The sequence below is a fragment of the Agromyces sp. NPDC127015 genome, from assembly GCF_042725165.1.
GTDB classification, from domain to species: domain Bacteria; phylum Actinomycetota; class Actinomycetes; order Actinomycetales; family Microbacteriaceae; genus Agromyces; species Agromyces chromiiresistens.
This window is the reverse complement of sequence record NZ_JBHXDI010000004.1, coordinates 485,299-505,457: the sequence shown is the minus strand read 5'-3', so window position 1 is coordinate 505,457 and position 20,159 is coordinate 485,299. Positions and strand designations below refer to the sequence as shown.

The window sequence follows — 20,159 nt, the reverse complement described above, 5'->3', positions numbered from 1 at the left end:
TCGTGATCAGTCTTCGCGCGGGGCGCGCGGGCGTCTTGTCGTTCCGGGCGCGGTGGTGTGACGTGCGCGCACGGGTCGGGTCGGTACGGGTACGGGGGCGGGTGCCGGCCGGTTACCGCTCGGCGCGGACCGCGCTGGGCGATCGGTCGAACTCCGCCCGGAACACCCGGCTGAAGTGCGCGGCGTCGGCGAAGCCCCATTCGCTCGCGATGCTCGAGATGGAGCGCTCGTCGAACAGGGGGTCGGCGAGGCGTCGGCGGCACTCCTCGAGGCGTCGGCGGCGCACCCAGCCCGAGACGGTCGCGCCGTGCTCGTGGAAGAGCGCGTGCAGGTGGCGGGGCGAGATGAAGTGCGCCGCGGCGAGGCTGCCCGGGTCGAGCACGGCCGAACGGAGGTGATCGTCGATGTACCGCGTGACCTCGCCGAACAGGCGCGCTCGCGGGCTGGTCGATACGCGGGCGACGGCCAGCTCGTTCGACAGCATGGCTGCGACGAGGTCGACGCTCGTGCGGGCGAGTCGGTCGCCGCCGGGCCCGGCGACGAGCCCGAGGTTGCCGGCGAGGTTCGCGAGGTGGGGCACGACGACATCGCCGAGGCCGCCCGCGTCGCCGAGGGAGGTCGCGGTGAGCTGGCCGACGGCGTCGTGGGGAAGGTCGAGCGCGTGCGCCGGGAACATCAGCACGAAGGTGCTCGACCGCTCCTCGAAGGCGAGCGAGTACGGGTGGTCGGTGTCGTAGATCACGAGCGACCCGGGCCGCAGCACCGTCTGGCGCCCGTGCTGCACGAGGAGGCCCGTGCCCTCGAGCTGGAGGCCGACCTTGTAACAGCGTCGCGGCGAGTCCGCGATGAGCCTCGGGGTGCGCTCCACGAGGTGCTCGTCGGCCGAGACGATCGAGCAGTGGACCTCGCCCGCGGCGACGTGGCGGATGCCGCCCCCGAACGGATCCGGGCGGCCGGTCGTCACCCGGAGCGGCACGAAGGACTCGCTCACCGCCGTGCGGAATCGTGGGAAGTCCAGGCTCCCCGTCGTCGTCGCTCGACCCATCGCCACATTCCTCCTCGAACCGCCTCGATGGTTGCGAACACCATAGGACTATCCATTTGGATAGTCAAGGGTGGCAGGCGATGCGAGCGGGCGTCCGGTGAGGTTCTGGACGTGGCGCTCGGCGAGGTCAGCCGGCCGCCGCGTGCTCCTCCACGAGGCGGCGGATGCGGGCCAGCACTCGCTCGGCGTCGGCGTCGACCCCGAGCACGAGGCTCTTGAACACGAGCCCGTCGAGGGCGAACCAGATCACCTCGATGAGCTCGTCGTCGTCGATGCCGAGCTCGATGAGACGATCGCGGGTGGCCCGTCGATATGTCTCGTAGTACTGCTCGACCGCGGGCCGAAGCTCGGGCCGGCGCCGCGACTCGAGCAGCAGCTCGTACTGGAACGCCTGCACCGCCGTGCTGCGCGAGGCGAGCGAGGCGAGCCCCTCGGCGAAGTGCGACGCGTCGCCCGGCGCGCCGCGATCGGCCATGTTCGTCTCGCGCAGGCTCTCGTCGACGGCGTACGAGAGGGCCTCGGCGATCAGCTGGTCGCGGGTGCCGAAGTGATGGCGGACGAGCCCGTGCGAGACGCCGGCCTCGGCCGCCACCGCCCGGTAGGTCAGCGCGCGCAGGCCCGATTCCGCGACGACCGTGATCGTCGCGGCCAGCAGCGCCTGGCGGCCCGGGGTCGTCGGGGGCGGCGCGGGTGCCTTCTCGGGGACGAGCGCTGGGGAAGAAGGACGTTCACTGCTCACAGCGAGCACGATAGCGGCCCGACGCCGTCGCGGGGCCCCCGTGCCGGGGTGGTCAAGCACCGTGCGCCGCCGGTCAAGACGGCGCGGGAGCGGCGGGGCAGTATTGCGTCCACCCCGTCCCCCGTCGAACACTGGAGTTCACATGAGTGCGAGCACGCTCCCAGAGACGATCGAGCCCGAGCGCCGGACCCGCGGCCGTCTCGGCGTTCCGGCGATCGTCGTGCTGATCATCGCCGCGTCCGCCCCGCTGACCGTCATCGCCGGCGGCGCGACGACGGCCTATTCCGTCACCGGCTCCATCGCGGTGCCCGTCGGGTACCTCGTGCTCGCCGCCGTGCTCGCCGTCTTCTCCCTCGGCTACGCGGCCATGAGCCGGTTCATCACCAACGCCGGCGCCTTCTACGCCTACGCGGCGCAGGGTCTCGGGCGCCCGGTCGGCGTGGGCGTCGCGCTCATCGCACTCGTCGCCTACAACTGCATGCAGATCGGCATCTGGGGCATGTTCGGCTTCCAGGTGTCGGTGCTCGTCGGCGAGAAGCTCGGGCTCGACGTGCCGTGGTGGGTCGGCGTCGTCGTGTTCATCCTGGTCGTGGGCCTGCTCGGCGTGAACCGGGTCGACCTCTCGGCCAAGGTGCTCGGCGTCATCGTCGTGCTCGAGTTCGTCGTCGTGACCGTGTTCGACGTCGTCGCCTTCGCGAACCCGGCCGGCGGCTTCACGGCGGCGCCCATCTCGCCGGCCTCGCTCCTGCTGCCCGGCATCGGCGCCGTGCTCGTCTTCGGGATCGCCGCCTTCATGGGCTTCGAGTCCGCCGCCATCTACGGCGAGGAGGCGAAGGACCCGAAGCGAACGGTCGCCCGCGCCACCTTCGCGGCCGTCATCATCATCGGCGTGTTCTACGCGATCTCGTCGTGGGCGCTCGCGCTCGCCGTCGGCACCGACAAGATCTCGTCGGGCGGCATCACCCCCGAGGAGGCCGGGCCGCCGCTCTTCTTCGCCTTCGTCGCCGAGCGCCTCGGCCCGATCATGGTCGACTTCATGTCGCTGCTGTTCATCACGAGCCTCTTCGCCGCGCTCGTGAGCTTCCACAACGCCGTCGCCCGCTACGGCTTCGCGCTCGGCCGCGAGGGCGTACTGCCCGCCTGGTTCGCGAAGGTCCGGGAGCGCAGCGGGTCGCCCTGGGCCGGCTCGATCGCGCAGTCGATCGTCGCGCTCGCCGTGATCGCGGTGTTCGCGGTCGCGGTCGCGGGCGCCGGCAGCGAGCTCGGGCCGCTGTTCCCCGTCGTCACGCTCTTCAACTGGCTCACCAACACGGGCGCGCTCGGGCTCGTGCTGCTGATGGCGGTCGTGTCGCTCGCGGTCATCGGCTACTTCCGCCGCGACCCGCGCGACGTCGGGGTGGGCTCCCGCCTCGTGTCGCCCGTGCTCTCGTTCCTCGCGCTCGCGACCGTGCTCGTGCTCATCGTGCTGAACTTCAACGTGCTGCTCGGGCAGACCGACTCCGACCTCACGACGTTCCTCCTGCCCGCCCTCATCGTGCTCGCCGGCGTCGTCGGCATCGTCTGGGGGCTCGTGCTGCGCCGCCGGCGCCCCGAGGTCTACCGTCGCATCGGCCACGGGGCGGAGGGTGCGTCGGCCGAGCACCTCGGCTGACGCGAGACGTCACGCACTCGCCCGCCACGGCATGATGGACGCATGAAGACCGTGCAGCTGCGCCGCTACCAGATCGTCCCGGGCGAGTACGAGGCGTTCGTCTCGTGGTTCGAGGAGAAGATGCCCCCGGTGCGGCGCGCGACCGGCTTCGAGGTGGAGTTCGCCTACGGCGTGCCCGAGGCGAACGAGTTCGTGTGGGCGGTCAGCGTGCCCGGCGACCGGGCCGAGTTCGAGCGCGTCGAGGCGGCCTACGTCGTCTCGCCCGAGCGGGCGGCGGCGTTCGAGGGCATCCCCGAGCGCATCGCCGGCAAGCAGATCGGCTACGTCGACGACGTGCGGATCGGCTGAGTCCGACCCTCGAGTCGCCGCGAGCCGCGCCGGCTAGCGCCTTGCGGCTCTCGGCGAGGCATCCGGTTCGCCTTGCGCCGCCGCGCGGGCACGGCCGACCGCGTCCATGCCGGCGACGGCCTGCGCGAACCCGCGGTGGCCGCGTGTCGTGAACGCTCCGATGAGGTTCGCCACCGCGAGTGCGGGGCCGATGATGGCGAACGCGCCCGGCAGGAGCGACGCGATCGAGTAGCCCCCGATGCCGGCGAGGAAGCGCAGCAGGCGCCACGCCGCAGCAGGCCGGCGGCGCTCGGTCGCCTCGATGAGCACGACGCGCTCGCCGATCGTCACGCCGCCGGCGAGCACCGACACGGCCTGCGCGGCGATCGCGACCAGGCTCGTCGCGAGGGCGACGACTTGGGGGTCGAGCCCGTCGGGCACGCCGTCGGCGAGCACGTACACGATCGCCGTCACTCCCACGGCGAGGCCGTAGCCGGTGAGCCACAGGGTGACGAGGTCGACGAGCATCGCGAGGAGGCGCCGGCCGGCCGTGACGGGTGAGGCGTCGTCGGCAGCGTCGGGCGACGACGGGGCATCGGAGCGCCTCCGCCACGGACGGAGGGCGGCCGCGGCGATGAGCGAGCCGAGCACGGCCCCCGCCGTGTTCGTCGCGAGGTCGCCGGTGTCGAACAGGCGGTACGCGCACGGAAACAGGCCCCACGCGCCCGTGAGCTGCGTGAGCTCGATCGCGAGCGACACGAGTGCGCCCGAGACGGCCGCGACGAGGATGCCGCGGTCGAAGAGCGCCCGCACGAAGAAGCCGAGCGGCAGGAACAGCACCAGGTTGAGCACGAACTGCTGGAACGCCGCGTTGCGCAGCAGCGACCCGCCCTCGTCGGCCTGCAGCCGTGCGATGTCGGTGACGACCGCGAAGGGGTTGAGCTCGACGCCGACGCAGTCGTACGGCCCGTCGGGCAGGGGAAGCAGGGTGTACGCCCAGAGGCCCATGACGTAGAAGAGCAGGGCGATCCAGCCGAGCATCCTCGCGCCCGAGAACCCTCCGCGCCGGCGGTAGCTCAGCGCGACGAGCGGCACGAACACGAGCACGAGCAGGGCCGAGCCCACGAAGAGCGCGACGATCCCCGGCATGATGCGATCCACGAGACAGCAGTGTACGGAGGTCGCGCGCCGTCGCCGCACCGTCGCGCCGTGTTGCATCCGTTCGACGTCATGTACAGCAAGCGTGCATGAATGTCCACGTATGATCGAGACATCCCCGGAAAGAATGCGGCCAGCGCTGCCCACCGGCAGACGCAGTCGCACGACCCTGGTCGACGACGCCCACGTACGCTCGGCCGAGAAGGAAGACCGTGAGCCACGAGTTCGACGCCCGCCGTGCCGAATGGATCGCCAAGGAGGAGCTCGCCGAGCGGATGATTCCGCTCATCGGCGGCCTGTACCGAGACCACGGGGTGGTGACGTCCATCCACGGCCGCCGCCTCATCAACCGCTCCGCCATCGAGCTGCTGAAGGCGCACCGCTTCTCGCGCCAGGCCGGCGACGTCGAGCTCGAGCTCGCCGACACCATGCGCGTGCTCGAGGCGCTCCGCGAGATCCAGCCCGGCCCCGCCTCGATCGACATCGCCCGCATCGTCAGCCGCTACGCCGACGCCCGGGCGACCGGCGACTCGCGCGAGCTCGTGGACTTCGTGCGCGCCGAGATCGCGCCCGTCGCGGGCGGCGCCTCGCCCGAGGCATCCGGCACCGACGTGGTGCTCTACGGCTTCGGCCGCATCGGGCGCCTGCTCGCCCGCATCCTCATCGCCCACTCGGGCGGGGGCCAGGGGCTGCGCCTCCGCGCGATCGTCGTGCGGAAGGGCAGCGACAACGACCTCATGAAGCGCGCGAGCCTGCTGCGCCGCGACTCGGTGCACGGCCCCTTCGCCGGCACGATCGAGGTCGACGAGGAGAACGACACGATCCTCGCCAACGGCACGCTCATCCAGGTCATCTACTCGAACGACCCGGCCACGATCGACTACACCGAGTACGGCATCGACGACGCGATCGTCGTCGACAACACCGGCCGCTGGCGCGACGAGGCCGGCCTCAGCCAGCACCTGCAGTCGAAGGGCGTCTCGCGCGTGCTGCTCACCGCGCCCGGCAAGGGCGCGATCAAGAACATCGTGCACGGCATCAACACCGACGACATCACGGACGCCGATCGCATCCTCTCGGCCGCCTCGTGCACGACCAACGCGATCACCCCGGTGCTGAAGGCCGTCAACGACGCCTACGGCGTCGTGCGCGGCCATGTCGAGACGGTGCACTCGTTCACGAACGACCAGAACCTCATCGACAACTTCCACAAGGGCGACCGCCGGGGCCGCTCGGCGGCGCTCAACATGGTCATCACCGAGACCGGTGCCGCCAAGGCCGTGTCGAAGGCGCTGCCCGAACTCGAGGGCAGGCTCACCGGTTCGGCGATCCGCGTGCCCACGCCCGACGTGTCGCTCGCGATCCTCAACCTGCAGCTCGAGCGGCCGGCATCGAAGGCCGAGATCAACAGGTACCTCCGCCAGGTCTCGCTGACGTCGCCGCTGCGGCAGCAGATCGACTACATCGAGTCGCCCGAGGTCGTGTCGACCGACTTCGTCGGCTCGAATCGCGCCGGCATCGTCGACGGCCTCGCCACGATCGCCGACGGCACCGACGCGGTGCTCTATGTCTGGTACGACAACGAGTACGGCTACTCGTGCCAGGTCGTGCGCGTCATCGAGGCGATGGCGGGATCGCACCCGACCGTCTTCCCGGCACGCCGGCCGGTCGTGCTCGAGTCGCTCGAGCGCGAGGTCGCGCCCGTCGGCTGACCCCGGCTCCGATCGCGGATGCCCCGTGCGCGGGTTCGCGTGCGGGGCATCCGTCGTCCGGGGCGGGCGCTCAGGGTGAGAGCCGCGGCAGTGCGAGGGCAGCGACGAGGTCGTCGACGTCGGCATCGACGCGTCGGAACTCGAGGAACGGGCTGCCGTCGAATGCGGCGAGCTTCGCCTTCGTACCCAGTGACCCGAGCGGTGCGAGTTCGAGGATGGCGCCGTGCAGCAGGATCTCGGTGGCCACCTCGACGCCGATCAGCACCGGATCGGGCGGCGTCGCCACGATCGCCGCCTCGATCTCGACCGTGCCGGCCGCGTTGACCGTGCGCGGACCCGGGCCGCTCGAATGCACCTCGGCGAGGATGCGCCGAGCCTGGCCGAATTCCGGAGCGGCGAACGGGTCGGTGCCGTCGGCCGTGACCGCCCAAGTGGCGGAGTGCCGAGCAACGACGAGGCCGCCGTCGGCCCGGCCATCGATCTGGCCATGCGCCCTGAACCGGACGAACACGGTCTCGAGCGCCGAAAGCGCAGGCACGATGGCGAGTCCGCGGCGGCTGAGTCGGATCGTCCGGGGTTCCTCGTCGGGGTCGGTCGCGACCACGCCGGAGAGGGACATGCACGGGCCCGGCCGGTCGATCACGGTCATTCCCGACGGCGCAACGGCCGGTGCTCCGTACGGTTCCGCTCGTACGACCTCCCATGTGACGAGCCAGCGGTGCAACTCCCGTTGCCACGCCGAGAATTGTGTCGCCCGTGACTCGGGCCGGGGGTCGCCGGGCTTCTCGGGCTGGATCGGGATCCGGCCCTCCCTCCAGTCGGCGAACGGCTGGAGGGGCGAGGGCGGTTCGGGCACTTCGGTGAAGGGATCCGGCTCAGGCACGGTCGTCCTCCGTCGGCGGCATCCCGTCGCGAAGACGGCGAAGTTCCGCGAGATCCGCCACGATCGCCTCGAGCCGGTCGGGCACGTAGCGGTAGTCGATGCATCCGCGGCCCGTCCTGCCGTCCATGCGGAGCCGGTTCGAATCGCCCTGTTCGAGCATGACCCATCCGTCGTGCACGAGGATGTCGGCGGACAGCCCGACGGCGATCTCGGGCGTCGCGCCGGCCTTCACGCGGATCGACGACTCGATGACGGCCTCCCCGTCGGCGGCGAGCCGCTGCGGCCCGCCGGCCGGAGTGGTCGACGCCCAAGCGCCCGCGGGGCGCGCCTGCTGCCACTCGGCGGTGAGGAAGGGCGTCGCCGTGACCTCGTCGGCCACTGCTGCGGTGCGTGCCGTGTGCGCGACGACCACGGTGCCGTCCGCGGCACCGGTGAACCCGCCCGCCACGCGGAACCGGTAGTGGAGCCGCCCGTCGACCGTCGGTGCGGGCAGCACGACCTGTGACCGCCATCCGCTCCATGCGAGCATGGGCGAACCGGTGGCCGACAGCCAGCCGTTGTAGACGAACCCGTTGCCGAGCTCGCGCGCCGTGAACCAGCCGACGTCGGAGGAGTGCACGTGCGACCCCTCGATGAAGGGAGGCAGGCAGATCGACCGCCAACCGTCGAGCCATTCGAGGATCGCCCGCTGCAGCTCCGAGAACCGGGTGATTCGAAGGTCGCGCACCGGTTCGGATCCGGTTGGCGGCCAGTCGGGACGGATCGGCGGAGTGCGATCACGGAGCCAGTCGGCGAGGGGCGCGAGCGAACTCGGCGGCTCGCCGGGGGTATCGGGGTGCGCGGGCATCTCGGACATCGTGAGCTCCTCTCGGTGACGCGACGCACGCTACGCGCCGGCTCCGCCACCGCCATCCGGGCGAGCACTGAACCCGACATAGGCTGGAGCCATGAGCAGCGAAGCCGTGATCGTCGATGTCGTGCGCACCCCGGTCGGGCGCGGAAAGCCGGGCGGACTCCTCTCGGGCGTGCACCCGGTCGACCTGCTCGCGGGCGTGCTCGACACGCTCGTCTCGCGCAGCGACCTCGACCCGGCCCTCATCGACGACGTCATCGGCGGCTGCGTCAGCCAGATCGGCGAGCAGAGCTACAACATCACGCGGAACGCCGTGCTCGCGGCCGGCTTCCCCGAGCACGTGCCCGGCACCACGATCGACCGTCAGTGCGGATCAAGCCAGCAGGCGGCGACCTTCGCGGCGCAGGCCGTCATCTCGGGCAGCGCCGACATCGTGATCGCCTGCGGGGTCGAGTCGATGAGCCGGGTGCCGCTCGGCACGAGCGCCGCGGGCGCCGACCCGTTCGGTTCGCGACTGCGTCACCGGTACCCCGAGGGGCTCGTGAACCAGGGCGTCTCGGCCGAGCTCATCGCCGCGAAATGGGGGTTCCCGCGCGACGAGCTCGACGCGTTCGCCGCGCACTCGCACGAGCTCGCGGCCGCCGCGGCCGAGTCGGGGGCGTTCGCGACCGAACTCGTGCCGGTGCCCGGCATCGACTCCCTCACCGACGAGACGGTGCGGCCCGGCACGAGCGTGGAGTCGCTCGCCGGACTCGACGCGGCGTTCCGCACCGACGAGCTCGCGTCGCGCTTCCCCGAGATCGACTGGCGCATCACGCCCGGCAACTCGTCGCCGCTCACCGACGGCGCCTCGGCCGCGCTCATCATGAGCGCCGAGCGCGCGTCGCAGCTCGGACTCGAGCCCCGGGCGCGGTTCCGCGCGTTCTCGGTCGTCGGCAGCGACCCGCTGTACATGCTGACGGGCGTCATCCCGGCGACGGCGAAGGTGCTCGGGCGCGCGGGACTGACGCACGACGACATCGACGCCTACGAGGTCAACGAGGCGTTCGCGTCGGTGCCGCTCGCCTGGCTCGCCGACACCGGGGCGGATGCCTCGAAGCTCAACCCGCGCGGCGGCGCGATCGCCCTCGGCCACGCGCTCGGATCGAGCGGCACGCGCCTGCTCACGACCCTCGTCAACCAGCTCGAGGCGACCGGTGGCCGCTACGGCCTGCAGACGATGTGCGAGGGCGGCGGCATGGCGAACGCCACCGTCATCGAGCGCCTCTGACCGACCCGCCCCACCCACCACCCACCACCCACTCCGGTTCATCGAGTGTTGCCGTTTCGACCGGGCGTCGCCGCGGCAGCGGAGACATCCGGTTCGAATGGAAACGCTCGGCGACCACACCAACGAAGGAGCACACATGGAACTCACCGGCGTATCCGCGATCGTCACCGGCGGGGCCTCCGGCCTCGGGCGTGCGACGGCGCGCGCCCTCATCGACGGCGGAGCCTCGGTCGTCGTCATCGACCTGCCCGGGCCCCGCGGCGAGGAGGCGGCCGCCGAACTCGGCGAGCGAGCCCGGTTCGTGCCCGCCGACGTCGCGAACGAGGCCGAGGTGCAGGCCGCGGTCGACGCCGCTTCGGCGATCGCGCCGCTCCGCGTGGCGGTCAACTGCGCCGGCATCGTGACGGCGAACCGCACGGTCGGCCGTGACGGTGCGGGCCCGCTCGACGCGTTCGAGCGCACGATCCGGGTGAACCTCGTCGGCACGTTCAACGTGACCCGCCTCGCCGCTGCGGCGATGGCCGCGAACGAGCCCGTCACCTCGTCGCTGCCCGGCGGACCTGCGACGGCCGAGCGCGGCGTCATCGTCAACACGGCGTCGGTCGCCGCCTTCGACGGGCAGATCGGCCAGGCCGCCTACTCGGCGTCGAAGGCCGGCGTCGCCGGCATGACCCTGCCGATCGCGCGCGACCTGTCGAAGCTGCTCATCCGCGTCATGACGATCGCGCCGGGCATCTTCGAGACGCCGATGATGGCCGGCATGCCGGACGAGGTGCGGGCCTCGCTCGAGGCGCAGGTGCCGCACCCATCGCGGCTCGGCCACCCGACCGAGTACGCCGCGCTCGTGCGGTCGATCATCGCCAACCCGATGCTGAACGGCGAGGTGATCCGGCTCGACGGTGCGATCCGCATGCAGCCGAAGTAGGCGGGCGGCACTCCACGACGAGGATGCCTCGGGGCCGGCGATCGATCGATCGCCGGCCCCGAGGCATCCGGCTCTGCGGTGCTCAGGCCGCCGTGATGCGCTGCTGGGAGCGCGCCGCCTTGATGAAGCCGTCGATGACGTCCCACGCGGCGCCCGCGATCACGACCACGACGGCGATCGGCGCGATCACCTCGCCGGCATCGCCCCACGGCCACCCGACGGCCTCGAGCGCGGCGGGGTTGAAGAGCTGCCCGGTCGCGTAGAGCCAGAGGCCGGGCACGACCCACGCGGCGCCGAGCACGAGGTTCGCGCCGGCGAGGCCCCAGGTCCAGCCGCGGAGGTACACGGCGACCGCGAACGCCGCCTCGAGCACGATGAGCACGAGGAAGTACGGCAGCCAGAAGCTCCACAGGGCGGGGTCGAGCAGGGGCATCGACGAGAGCGCGTCGACCCACGGCAGGCCGAACTGCTGCATGACGAGCAGCACGCCGAAGATGCCGAGCAGCACGAGCGAGGCGACGAGGTCGACGAGCCGGTTGGTGCGACCGTCCTCGGCGATCTGCGGCAGCATCTCGGGCTTCCACTCGAGGTCGATGCCGCGCTGGCCGGCGGCCGCGGGCGTGCGCTCGAGGATCGCGAACACGAGCGTCGTCCAGAAGCCGAGATGCACGGCGATCGAGAACGCGCTCGCAACGGCGCTGCCGATGACCTCGTCGACATCGGCGCCCGAGAGCAGCTGGCCGAGCGTGACCGCCGCGACGGCGATCGGGAGCACGACCGCGAGCAGGAACTTCAGCAGCCGCCACCAGACGAGGAAGTAGCGCGGCCCGATGAGCTGCAGCGGGCGGCCGACGTACTCGGCGGCGAGGGCGGCCGGGTCGCCGAGGGCGGTGAGGGCGGCGTGCTCGGCGTCGGCCGGCGTGCGCCCCTGCTCGACGAGCGCGTCGCTCGCGTCGCCGATGCGCTCGCGCAGCTCGCGCTCGAGCTCGTCGCGCTGGGCCTCGGGCACGCTGCGGGCGGCGGCCCACACGTAGCGGTCGGTGAGGGTGTTCGCGGTCATGATTCGTCTCCGTCGGTGAGGCCGGCGAGCGCGTCGTCGATGCGTCGCCAGTCGGTCATGAGGGTGTCGGCGAGTTCAACGCCGGTCGGGCTCGTGCGATAGAACTTGCGGGGCCGTGCCTCGTCGGTGTTCCACTCGCTCGTCAGCAGGCCCTGCTTCTCGAGGCGACGCAGCAGCGGGTAGAGCGTGTTCGCGTCGACGAGGATGCCGAGCGCGTTGAGCGACTCGAGCAGTGCGTAGCCGTAGTCGGGCGTGCGCAGCCGGACGAGGCAGGCGAGCACGACGGTGCCGCGGCGCAGCTCTTGCAGGTGCCCGGCGGTCGTCTCATCGGTGTTCATGGCTGACACGATACTGTGCGACACACACTAATGCAATAGGAACTTCATTGCGTGTGGTGGTCCCGGCCCGGTGCGCGACCGAACAGGCGCATCCGCGCGACCCGCCGCACCGCGCAGGTCTCGGCCCGGTGTGGCGACGGAGAAGTGCCTGTTCGGACGAAGAGGCCGTCGGCGGAAGTCGCCGCCTACTGCTCGGCGTGCGCCTCGAGGAACTCGTAGACCGAGACGTCGTCGACCCCGGGGAAGGTGCCCGACGGCAGCGGCGAGAGCACGTGCGCGTGCAACCTGGCACTCGGCCACGCCCGCCCGGCCCAGCGCTCGGCGAGCCCCGACGGCGCCCGGCGGCAGCACGACTCGTCGGGGCAGGTCGACACCGCGCGCACCGTGGTCTCGCGGCCGCGGAACCACTTGGCCTGCGCGAACGGGACGCCGACCGTGATCGAGAACTCCGCGGCATCCGTTCGCCCGGTCTGGGTCGCGCACCAGAAGGTGCCCGCCGGGGTGTCGGTGTACTGGTAGTTCTCGGTCGTGCGGTTGGTGTGCTCGAACGCGGTGCGCGCGCTCCACTGCTTGCACACCCACTGGCCCTCGATCGACCCGGTCACGTCGGTCGGCAGCGGCAGGCCGTCGTTCTCGTAGCCCTTGAGCAACGCCCCGTCGCCGTTCACCCTGAGGAAGTGCAGCGTCATGTCGAGGTGCTCGGTCGCGAGGTTCGTGAACCGCAGGGCGGCGGCTTCGTGCGTAACGCCGAACGCGTCGCGGAAGTCCTCGATCGCGAGCCGCTTCTCCTTCTTCGCCTCCTGCAGGAACGTGACCGACGCCTCCTGGGGCATGAGGCACGCCGCGGCGAAGTAGTTGATCTCGAGCCGCTGCCAGAGGAACTCGTCGTAGCTCGCGGGCGGCGTGTGGCCGAGCAGCCGGTGCGCCATCGCCTGGAGCGCCATCGAACGCAGCCCGTGCCCGCCCGGGATCGAGGCCGGCGGCAGGTAGATGCGCCCGTTGGCGAGGTCGGTGATCGAGCGGGTGGAGTCGGGCAGGTCGTCGACGTAGATGAGCTGGAAGCCGAGCCGCTCGGCCATCACGCCGACCTCCCGGTGGGTGAGCGCGCCGGACCGGTGGCCCGAGGCGCGCACCTGCTCCTCGGCGAGGGCCTCGATGTCGGGCAGGTAGTTGTGCCGCGCGCGCATGCGCTCGCGCTGGTCGGTGTTGGCACGCCGGGCCTCTTCGGGGGTGGCGATCGCCTCGGATGCACGCCGTTGCAGTTCGCGGTGCAGCCCGACGATCGCCTCGAGCGTCTCGTCGGAGATGCCGCGCGAGGGCTTCACGGCCGGCAGCCCGAGGCTCGCGTACAACTGGCCGGTCTGCGCGCGGCCGAGCTCGAGCTCGAGGGCCGCGCGGCGGCTCGGCGCCTCGCGCGAGAGCAGGTCGGAGAGCTCGACCCCGAGGGCGGCCGCGAGCGCGTCGAGCGTCGAGAGCTTCGGCTCGCGCTTGCCGTTCTCGATGAGCGAGAGCTGGCTGCCGGCCATGCCGACCGCGTCGCCGAGCTGGTCGAGGGTGAGCCCGCGCTCGCCGCGGAAATGGCGGATGCGGTGGCCGAGGGTCGCGAGATCGGGGGAGCCTGCCTTCATCCGTTAAGAATATCGAAAGATCGCAGATTCTTAACCCCCGAATTGGTCACCGGGATGCCTCGAATCGGCGCATTCTGGAAACACGAAGCGATCCGGCGCCGCGCCGGGCACCACTTGGAAGGGACGATGATGACCATCTCCGGGCTCTCGACCGACACGGACGGCACCCAGGCCTACGGCGAAGGCCACGCGCCGCGCGGCACCACCGACCCCGCGCTTCGGGCATGGGTCGACGAGATCGCCGGCCTCACCAAGCCCGACGCCGTCGTGTGGTGCGACGGATCGCAGCACGAGGCCGACCTCCTCGAGCGCCAGCTCGTCGCCGAGGGCAAGCTGATCAAGCTCAACCCCGAGTGGCGCCCCAACAGCTACCTCGCGCGCACCGACCCGTCGGACGTCGCCCGCGTCGAGGACCGCACGTTCATCTGCTCGACGTACGAGGAGGACGCCGGTCCCACGAACAACTGGCGCGACCCGCGCGAGATGCGCGACGAGCTCACCGAGGTCTTCGACGGCTCGATGAAGGGCCGCACGATGTACGTCGTGCCGTTCTCGATGGGCCCGCTCGGCGGCCCCATCTCGCAGCTCGGCGTCGAGATCACCGACTCGCCGTACGTGGTGCTGTCGATGGGCATCATGACGCGCATGGGCGAGCAGGTCTACCGCCTCATCGAGGCCGGCGAGCCCTGGGTGCGCACGGTGCACTCGGTCGGCTACCCGCTCGTCGACGGCGTCGGCCACCGCCGCGCCGAGATCGAGTGGCCCTGCAACGACACCAAGTACATCGTGCAGTTCCCGGACTCGCGCGAGATCTGGTCGTACGGTTCGGGCTACGGCGGCAACGCCCTGCTCGCGAAGAAGTGCTTCGCGCTGCGCATCGCGAGTGTCATGGCGCGCGACGAGGGCTGGCTCGCCGAGCACATGCTGCTCATCAAGGTCACCTCGCCCGAGGGCAAGTCGTACCACGTCGCCGCGGCGTTCCCGTCGGCGTGCGGCAAGACGAACCTCGCGATGCTGCAGCCCACGATCCCCGGCTGGAAGGTCGAGACGATCGGCGACGACATCGCCTGGATGCGCCCCGGCGACGACGGCCGCCTCTACGCGATCAACCCCGAGGCCGGGTTCTTCGGGGTCGCACCGGGCACGGGCGAGTCGACCAACCCGACCGCCGTGCAGACGCTCTGGGGCAACACGATCTTCACGAACGTGGCCCTGCGCCCCGACGGCGACGTCTGGTGGGAGGGCCTGACCGACGAGGTGCCGGCCGAGCTCACCGACTGGGAGGGCAACCACTGGACGCCCGCTTCGGGCCGCCCCGCCGCGCACCCGAACTCCCGCTTCACGGTCGCCGCCGCGCAGTGCCCGCAGATCTCCGACGACTGGGACGCCCACGACGGCGTGCCGATCGACGCGATCCTCTTCGGCGGACGCCGCGCGACGAACGTGCCGCTCGTCGCCGAGGCCCGCTCGTGGAAGCACGGAGTGTTCATGGGCGCGACGATCTCGTCGGAGAAGACCGCCGCGGCCGAGGGCACCGTGGGCGAGCTCCGCCGCGATCCCTTCGCGATGCTCCCGTTCTGCGGCTACAACATGGCCGACTACTGGGGCCACTGGGTGAAGATGGGCCGCGTGCTCGGCCAGGGCGCCCCGAAGATCTTCCAGGTCAACTGGTTCCGCAAGGGCGCCGACGGCTCGTTCCTCTGGCCCGGGTTCGGTGAGAACTCGCGCGTGCTCGAGTGGATCGTCGGCCGCGTCGAGGGCACCGCCGACACCGTCGAGACGCCGATCGGCCTCCTCCCGGCCGCCGATTCGCTCGACCTCGACGGCCTCGACATCACGGCCGAGGCGCTCGAGCAGCTGTTCGACGTCGACCGCGACTCGTGGCTCGCCGAGTGCGAGCTGACCGACGAGTACTTCGCCCAGTTCGGCGACCGCGTGCCGGCGGCCCTCAAGGCCGAGCTCGCGAGCCTGCGCTACCACCTCGAGCACGAGTCGGCCCCGGTGGTCGAGTAGCGAAGGGCCCCGAGACGCCGCAAGCGAAGGGCGGATGCCTCGGGCATCCGCCCTTCGCCGTGTCCGGGCCCGCGGCACGCGGGAGGTCATCGGGCGCGCGGCGCCCGTGCGGGTCTAGCGTGGGCCGCAGGAGGCCCCCATGGAGTTCGGCCAGATCATCACCCGAGCCGGCGAGGTCATCGACGTCATCGGTGTCATCGCGATCGTCGTCGGCGTGCTCTACGCGATGATCGACGCCGCGATCCGGCGGGTGCGGAACACCGGCCCGGTCTACGAACGCTTCCGGCGAGTGCTCGGGCGCGGCATCCTCATCGGCCTGGAACTCCTCGTCGCCGCGGACATCATCCGCACGGTCGCCGTGACCCCGACGCTCGAGTCGGTCGGCGTGCTCGGCATCATCGTCCTGATCCGGACGTTCCTGAGCTGGTCGCTCGCGGTGGAGATCACGGGGCGGTGGCCGTGGCAGCGCCATGGCGCGACCGTCGACGGCGAGGCCGCCGACGGTGGCGCCGAACGGGTCCCGGTACCGGGGCGATAGTGTCGCCGTCGCCGTCGCCGTCGCCGTCGCCGTCGCCGTCGCCGTCGCCGTCGCCGTCGCCGTCGCCGTCACCGCCGCCGCCGCGCCCGGCAGCAGCCCGGTTAGACTCGCCGGATGGCGCGCTTCGTGGTCGTGCTGCCGCTCTCGCCGCTCACCGTCGGCGACGAGTTCACGGTCGCGCAGTGGCCGTTGCACGTGACCCTGGTCGAACCCTTCGAGACCGAGCTCGACGCCGACGTGCTCGGCACGGCGCTCGCCGCCGTCGCGGGCTCACCGGGTGCCCGCGCGATCACGGTCGCGGTCGGCGACGACGCGATGTTCGGGCCCCGCCGCGACATCCTCGTGTCGCTCGTGCGCGACGGCGGCGCCATCGCGGCGCTGCGGACCGCCGCGATCTCGGCGCTGCGCGGACTGGGGATCGATCTCGTCCGGATGCGCCAGGACTTCCGTCCGCACGTGACGGCGAAGCGGCACGGGCGCGTGGACCGCGGCGACCGCCTGCAGCTCGGCAGCCTCGCTCTCGTGCGGCTCCGCCCGCCGGAGACCTCGCACCACGGCCGGATCGTCGGATCCTGGCCGCTCGGCGAGGGCAATACGGGCGGAGGCTGAGCGAGTGCGCCTTCAGTCGGCCGTGTGCGGGTCGTCGAGGTGGCCGATGACGCGCAGCACGGCGGCCGGCGCGTAGCGGAACTCGACGGTGCCGCTCGCGCCCGGCTCGGCCGGGCCGACCCAGGTGCTCGACCCCTCGTGCAGACGCACCCAGCCGTCCTCGAAGAGCACATCGGTGCCGATGACGAAGGCCATCGCCGGGGTCTCGCCCTGCCGCACGGCGATCGATCCCTCGAACACCTGCGTCGCCTGCGCGTCGACGTCGGCGCGCGCCTGCACGCCGACGAGCGGACGCGCGATGGGCGTCGCGAAGCCGGGAGCCTGGAAGGGGCTCTGCTTGGCCGCGTCGGCCACGATGCCGAAGTTCACGCTCGTCGAGACGAGGCTGAGCGACGCCTGGCCGTCGAGCACGAGTCGGCTCGACACGCTGAAGCGGTAGAAGAGCCGGCCCGATTCGCGGGCGGGCGGCAGCACCGCGGCACTGGCCCAGTTGCGCGACCAGGCGAGGGGCTCGCCGTGGCGGTTCGGCGGGTCGTAGAGGCTCGCCGTGAGACGCACCGACCCGTCGGGGCGGGCGGGTGCGGCCTTGAGCGAGCTGCGGCCGCGGTCGTCGTCGGGCATGACGTCGCGCACGGGGGTGAAGGCCGGGAGTTCGAGCGGCTCCCAGTGGCGCAGCCAGCCCTGGACGGCCGATTGCACGCGGTCGAACGAACTGCCGAGGCCGGTGCGGCGGATCGTGGGGCCGTCGGTCGCGACCTCGGGCAGGTCGTCGATGAGGCCGACGGGAATCCCGTCGAACGGGTCGAGGTCGCGCGCGGTGGGCACGGTCGCGATGGTCATGGTGGGTCCTCCAGGGGGCGTGGGCTCAGGGCATCCGCTATCGGATGCGATGACTCCACGCTAGGAAGACGATCGCCGTCGTCCATCCGAGCAGGCACTGAGGTTCGCTCGGGACACCCCTGAACCGGCCGGGATGCCTCGGGGCCGCGCCGCGCCCGCCGAGGCAGCCGAGACGTGCCTCAGACGAGCAGCTGGTGCTCGGCCAGCTCGCGGTACAGCGGCACGGTCGCGACGAGCTCGGTGTGGGTGCCCTCGCCGACGACCCGCCCGTCGTCGAGCACGACGATGCGGTCGGAGTCGATCACGGTCGAGAGCCGGTGCGCGATCACGATGAGCGTGCGCCCGGCCGCGACGGCATCGATCGCCTCGCGCATCATCCGCTCGTTCACGCCGTCGAGCGACGAGGTCGACTCGTCGAGCAGCAGGATCGGCGGCGCCGCGAGCAACGCGCGGGCGATCGCGAGGCGCTGCCGCTCGCCTCCTGAGAGCATGATGCCGTCGTCGCCCACGGCGGCCCCCAGGCCGGCGGGGTCGCGGTCGAGCACCGTGCCGAGATTGACCGCGCGCAGCACGTGCTCGCACTCGGCGTCGGTCGCGTCGGGCGAGCCGAGCAGCAGGTTGTCGCGCAACGTTCCGGCGAGCACGGGGGCGTCCTGTTCGACGTACCCGATCTGCGCGCGCAGCTCGGTGCGGTCGATCGACCGGAGGTCGAGCCCGCCCATGCGCACGGCGCCGACCGACGGGTCGTAGAACCGCTCGATGAGGGCGAGGATGGTCGACTTGCCGGCCCCCGACGGCCCCACGAGCGCGATGCGCTGACCGCGAGGCACGTCGAACGACACGCCTCTCAGCACGGGCTGCCGCTCGGTGACGTCGGGCTCGGGAAGGTGCTCGTCGGGGGAGTCGTTGGCCGGGTCGGCCGGGTCCTGCCGGGTCGCGGCGTAGGCGAAGTGCACGTCGTCGAAGGCGACGGCGGGGGCGTCGGGGAGGAGGCCCTCGTTCGCGTCGCCGACGATGAGGGCGCGCGGGGCGAGCTCGCGGTCGTGCTCGTCCTCGTCGGGCAGGTCGAGGATCTCCTGGATCCGGCCCAGCGCGCCGAGCGCGAGGTTGACCGACGTGATCGCCCCGAACGCCTGCCCGAGCGGCAGGATCATCATGAAGAGGAACAGGATGAACGCGACGAGGTTCGCGACCGTGATCGCCCCCGAGGCGACGCGGTATCCGCCCACGCCGAGCACGACGAGGAACGACACCTGCATGGCGATGCCGGCGATCGGCACGATGAGCGCCGAGATCTTCGCGACGGCGACGCCCATGCGCCATGCTCCCTCGGCCTCGCCTTCGACGGCGGCGATCTCGCGCTCGGTGGCGCCGGCGGCGCGGATCGTGCGCACGGCGCCGATCGCCCGCTCGACGCTCGCCGCGACATCCCCGACCTTCGCCTGCGCGGCGTGCGACGCCTCGCGCACCCGCTGCGACAGCAGGGTCACGGTCGTGATCGCGATGGCGACGACGAGCACGGTGAGCCCGAGCAGCACGGGATCGATCACGAGCATGAAGATGAGCGCGCCGAAGAACGTCACGGTGCCGCCGATCGCCTCGACGAGCCCCTGGGTGAGCACGGCGCGCAGCATGGTCGTGTCGCTGCCGACGCGGGAGACGAGGTCGCCCGTGCGGCGGGTGTCGAACTCGGCGATCGGCAGGTGCAGCAGCTTCGCGATGAGCTTCTTGCGGCTCGAGAGCACGACGCCCTCGCCGGTACGCTGCAGCAGGTAGTGCTGGTAGCCCGAGATGACGCCGCTGACGACGACGAGGGCGACGAGGGCCCAGACGATCCAGCCGAGCGAGTCTCCGGCCTCGACGACCGTGATCACGCGGCTGACGAGCAGCGGCTGCGCGAGGCTCGCCAGTGCGCCGATGACCGAGAGCACGGCGACCCAGATGAGCACCGGCCGGTGTTCGAAGATGAACGGCAGCAGCTGCCGGAACGTCGCGCGCGGACCCGGTGGCTGCTCGCCGCGCCGCCCGAACGGCGAGGTGCGGGCGGGGCGTTCGGCTGCGCCGTCGGCCTGGTCGCGAGTGCGTGCCGGTCGTGGGGTGCGCCGGCGCGCTTCGCGCTCGGCTCGGCGGGTGGGGGTCTCGCTCGTGCTCATCTTCACTCTCTGGTCGCTGGCAGCCTGACGACGGTGGCGATCGGATGCCTCGCGCCCCCGTCGCTCGCGTCGTCGCCGCATTGCAGCCTACGCGCCCCGGCTGCGCCGGGCTCCCAGCCCTGTCGGCGGGAGGGCCCGTCCGGGCGCGCTCAGGAACGGCCGTACTTCTTGTGCACCGCCTGCTTCGAGACCTCGAGCGCGAGGGCGATGAGCTGCCAGCTCGACCCGCCCGCGCGCGCGCGGCGCACCGCGACGGCTTCGGCTCGGTCGAGCTCGCGATTGAGCTCGATGCGCACGTGGTGCAGCTCGCGCAGGGCGCGGTAGGGGTCGTCGCCGTCGGCCGCGGCGATCGCGGTGCGGAGGGTGCGGTCGTCCATGCCGTCAACCGTAGTTGACGTGAGTACTGCTCGTCAACGT

19 protein-coding genes are annotated in these 20,159 nt (G+C 71.8%); 8 read left to right on the top strand and 11 right to left on the bottom strand.

Going from position 1 to position 20,159, the window contains the following annotated elements:
* Positions 1–112 precede the first annotated feature (112 nt).
* A complete protein-coding gene (locus ACFWGP_RS14410) occupies positions 113–1,045 on the bottom strand; it encodes a helix-turn-helix domain-containing protein (RefSeq protein ID WP_376931204.1) in 933 nt (310 codons plus the stop codon).
* A gap of 127 nt (positions 1,046–1,172) precedes the next feature.
* Positions 1,173–1,784 (bottom strand): TetR/AcrR family transcriptional regulator, encoded by a 612-nt coding sequence (locus ACFWGP_RS14405; protein ID WP_275506532.1) that lies wholly within the window; start codon positions 1,782–1,784, stop codon positions 1,173–1,175.
* 142 nt (positions 1,785–1,926) lie between these two features.
* On the opposite strand from ACFWGP_RS14405, the gene ACFWGP_RS14400 reads away from it, so the two are divergent.
* The gene (locus ACFWGP_RS14400) at positions 1,927–3,435 is read left to right on the top strand and encodes an APC family permease (RefSeq protein ID WP_376931203.1); all 1,509 of its coding nucleotides are present in this window, start codon (positions 1,927–1,929) and stop codon (positions 3,433–3,435) included.
* Positions 3,436–3,477: 42 nt separating this feature from the next.
* Complete coding sequence (locus ACFWGP_RS14395) at positions 3,478–3,783, top strand: hypothetical protein (RefSeq protein WP_231431676.1); 306 nt, start codon at positions 3,478–3,480, stop codon at positions 3,781–3,783.
* A 33-nt stretch (positions 3,784–3,816) separates the two neighbouring features.
* On the opposite strand, the gene ACFWGP_RS14390 is transcribed toward ACFWGP_RS14395, so the two are convergent.
* The gene (locus ACFWGP_RS14390) at positions 3,817–4,923 is read right to left on the bottom strand and encodes a VanZ family protein (protein ID WP_376931202.1); all 1,107 of its coding nucleotides are present in this window, start codon (positions 4,921–4,923) and stop codon (positions 3,817–3,819) included.
* A gap of 209 nt (positions 4,924–5,132) precedes the next feature.
* Here ACFWGP_RS14390 and ACFWGP_RS14385 point away from each other — a divergent pair, with 209 nt between their 5' ends.
* Positions 5,133–6,632, top strand: coding sequence for a glyceraldehyde-3-phosphate dehydrogenase (locus ACFWGP_RS14385; RefSeq protein ID WP_308191660.1), 1,500 nt, complete (start codon positions 5,133–5,135; stop codon positions 6,630–6,632).
* 70 nt (positions 6,633–6,702) lie between these two features.
* Here ACFWGP_RS14385 and ACFWGP_RS14380 read toward each other — a convergent pair whose 3' ends face one another.
* Both ACFWGP_RS14380 and ACFWGP_RS14375 read right to left on the bottom strand, forming a co-directional pair.
* Positions 6,703–7,251 (bottom strand): hypothetical protein, encoded by a 549-nt coding sequence (locus ACFWGP_RS14380; protein WP_376931201.1) that lies wholly within the window; start codon positions 7,249–7,251, stop codon positions 6,703–6,705.
* Between the two features lie 256 nt (positions 7,252–7,507).
* A complete protein-coding gene (locus ACFWGP_RS14375) occupies positions 7,508–8,371 on the bottom strand; it encodes a hypothetical protein (RefSeq protein WP_376931200.1) in 864 nt (287 codons plus the stop codon).
* Between the two features lie 91 nt (positions 8,372–8,462).
* Here ACFWGP_RS14375 and ACFWGP_RS14370 point away from each other — a divergent pair, with 91 nt between their 5' ends.
* A complete protein-coding gene (locus ACFWGP_RS14370) occupies positions 8,463–9,638 on the top strand; it encodes a thiolase family protein (protein ID WP_376931199.1) in 1,176 nt (391 codons plus the stop codon).
* A 136-nt stretch (positions 9,639–9,774) separates the two neighbouring features.
* Positions 9,775–10,563 (top strand): SDR family NAD(P)-dependent oxidoreductase, encoded by a 789-nt coding sequence (locus ACFWGP_RS14365; protein ID WP_231431671.1) that lies wholly within the window; start codon positions 9,775–9,777, stop codon positions 10,561–10,563.
* Between the two features lie 82 nt (positions 10,564–10,645).
* On the opposite strand, the gene ACFWGP_RS14360 is transcribed toward ACFWGP_RS14365, so the two are convergent.
* The 3 genes from ACFWGP_RS14360 to ACFWGP_RS14350 all read right to left on the bottom strand — a co-directional run bounded on the left by ACFWGP_RS14360 (position 10,646) and on the right by ACFWGP_RS14350 (position 13,589).
* Positions 10,646–11,623, bottom strand: a complete 978-nt coding sequence (locus ACFWGP_RS14360) for a permease prefix domain 1-containing protein (protein WP_275506537.1) — start codon at positions 11,621–11,623, stop codon at positions 10,646–10,648.
* Positions 11,620–11,961, bottom strand: a complete 342-nt coding sequence (locus ACFWGP_RS14355; protein WP_231431669.1) for a PadR family transcriptional regulator — start codon at positions 11,959–11,961, stop codon at positions 11,620–11,622. Before ACFWGP_RS14355 ends, ACFWGP_RS14360 begins: the two co-directional genes overlap by 4 nt.
* 185 nt (positions 11,962–12,146) lie before the next feature.
* On the bottom strand, positions 12,147–13,589 hold the full coding sequence (locus ACFWGP_RS14350; RefSeq protein ID WP_231431668.1) for a helix-turn-helix domain-containing protein: 1,443 nt from the start codon (positions 13,587–13,589) through the stop codon (positions 12,147–12,149).
* A 129-nt stretch (positions 13,590–13,718) separates the two neighbouring features.
* Between ACFWGP_RS14350 and ACFWGP_RS14345 the strand changes: the two genes are divergently transcribed.
* The 3 genes from ACFWGP_RS14345 (at position 13,719) to ACFWGP_RS14335 (ending at position 16,749) form a co-directional block, all read left to right on the top strand.
* Entirely contained in the window at positions 13,719–15,602 is a 1,884-nt protein-coding gene (locus ACFWGP_RS14345) for a phosphoenolpyruvate carboxykinase (GTP) (protein WP_231432370.1), read from the top strand.
* 139 nt (positions 15,603–15,741) lie between these two features.
* Complete coding sequence (locus tag ACFWGP_RS14340) at positions 15,742–16,140, top strand: DUF1622 domain-containing protein (RefSeq protein WP_231431667.1); 399 nt, start codon at positions 15,742–15,744, stop codon at positions 16,138–16,140.
* Positions 16,141–16,254: 114 nt separating this feature from the next.
* Positions 16,255–16,749, top strand: a complete 495-nt coding sequence (locus ACFWGP_RS14335; protein WP_376931198.1) for a 2'-5' RNA ligase family protein — start codon at positions 16,255–16,257, stop codon at positions 16,747–16,749.
* Positions 16,750–16,761: 12 nt separating this feature from the next.
* Here the strand turns inward: ACFWGP_RS14335 and ACFWGP_RS14330 are convergent, their stop codons facing one another.
* From ACFWGP_RS14330 to ACFWGP_RS14320, 3 genes are all read right to left on the bottom strand, one after another.
* Positions 16,762–17,589, bottom strand: coding sequence for a hypothetical protein (locus tag ACFWGP_RS14330; RefSeq protein WP_376931197.1), 828 nt, complete (start codon positions 17,587–17,589; stop codon positions 16,762–16,764).
* 179 nt (positions 17,590–17,768) lie between these two features.
* Positions 17,769–19,742, bottom strand: coding sequence for an ABC transporter ATP-binding protein (locus ACFWGP_RS14325; RefSeq protein ID WP_376931196.1), 1,974 nt, complete (start codon positions 19,740–19,742; stop codon positions 17,769–17,771).
* A 149-nt stretch (positions 19,743–19,891) separates the two neighbouring features.
* Positions 19,892–20,119 (bottom strand): hypothetical protein, encoded by a 228-nt coding sequence (locus tag ACFWGP_RS14320; protein WP_231431663.1) that lies wholly within the window; start codon positions 20,117–20,119, stop codon positions 19,892–19,894.
* Between the last annotated feature and the right edge of the window lie 40 nt (positions 20,120–20,159).

Coding starts and splice junctions, on each gene's coding strand:
- ACFWGP_RS14410 (WP_376931204.1), bottom strand. CDS start 1,045: ATGGGTCGAGCGACGACGACGGGGAGCCTGGACTTCCCACGATTCCGC.
- ACFWGP_RS14400 (WP_376931203.1), top strand. CDS start 1,927: ATGAGTGCGAGCACGCTCCCAGAGACGATCGAGCCCGAGCGCCGGACC.
- ACFWGP_RS14395 (WP_231431676.1), top strand. CDS start 3,478: ATGAAGACCGTGCAGCTGCGCCGCTACCAGATCGTCCCGGGCGAGTAC.
- ACFWGP_RS14380 (WP_376931201.1), bottom strand. CDS start 7,251: ATGTCCCTCTCCGGCGTGGTCGCGACCGACCCCGACGAGGAACCCCGG.
- ACFWGP_RS14375 (WP_376931200.1), bottom strand. CDS start 8,371: ATGTCCGAGATGCCCGCGCACCCCGATACCCCCGGCGAGCCGCCGAGT.
- ACFWGP_RS14370 (WP_376931199.1), top strand. CDS start 8,463: ATGAGCAGCGAAGCCGTGATCGTCGATGTCGTGCGCACCCCGGTCGGG.
- ACFWGP_RS14365 (WP_231431671.1), top strand. CDS start 9,775: ATGGAACTCACCGGCGTATCCGCGATCGTCACCGGCGGGGCCTCCGGC.
- ACFWGP_RS14360 (WP_275506537.1), bottom strand. CDS start 11,623: ATGACCGCGAACACCCTCACCGACCGCTACGTGTGGGCCGCCGCCCGC.
- ACFWGP_RS14355 (WP_231431669.1), bottom strand. CDS start 11,961: ATGAACACCGATGAGACGACCGCCGGGCACCTGCAAGAGCTGCGCCGC.
- ACFWGP_RS14350 (WP_231431668.1), bottom strand. CDS start 13,589: ATGAAGGCAGGCTCCCCCGATCTCGCGACCCTCGGCCACCGCATCCGC.
- ACFWGP_RS14345 (WP_231432370.1), top strand. CDS start 13,719: ATGACCATCTCCGGGCTCTCGACCGACACGGACGGCACCCAGGCCTAC.
- ACFWGP_RS14340 (WP_231431667.1), top strand. CDS start 15,742: ATGGAGTTCGGCCAGATCATCACCCGAGCCGGCGAGGTCATCGACGTC.
- ACFWGP_RS14335 (WP_376931198.1), top strand. CDS start 16,255: ATGGCGCGCTTCGTGGTCGTGCTGCCGCTCTCGCCGCTCACCGTCGGC.
- ACFWGP_RS14330 (WP_376931197.1), bottom strand. CDS start 17,589: ATGACCATCGCGACCGTGCCCACCGCGCGCGACCTCGACCCGTTCGAC.
- ACFWGP_RS14325 (WP_376931196.1), bottom strand. CDS start 19,742: ATGAGCACGAGCGAGACCCCCACCCGCCGAGCCGAGCGCGAAGCGCGC.
- ACFWGP_RS14320 (WP_231431663.1), bottom strand. CDS start 20,119: ATGGACGACCGCACCCTCCGCACCGCGATCGCCGCGGCCGACGGCGAC.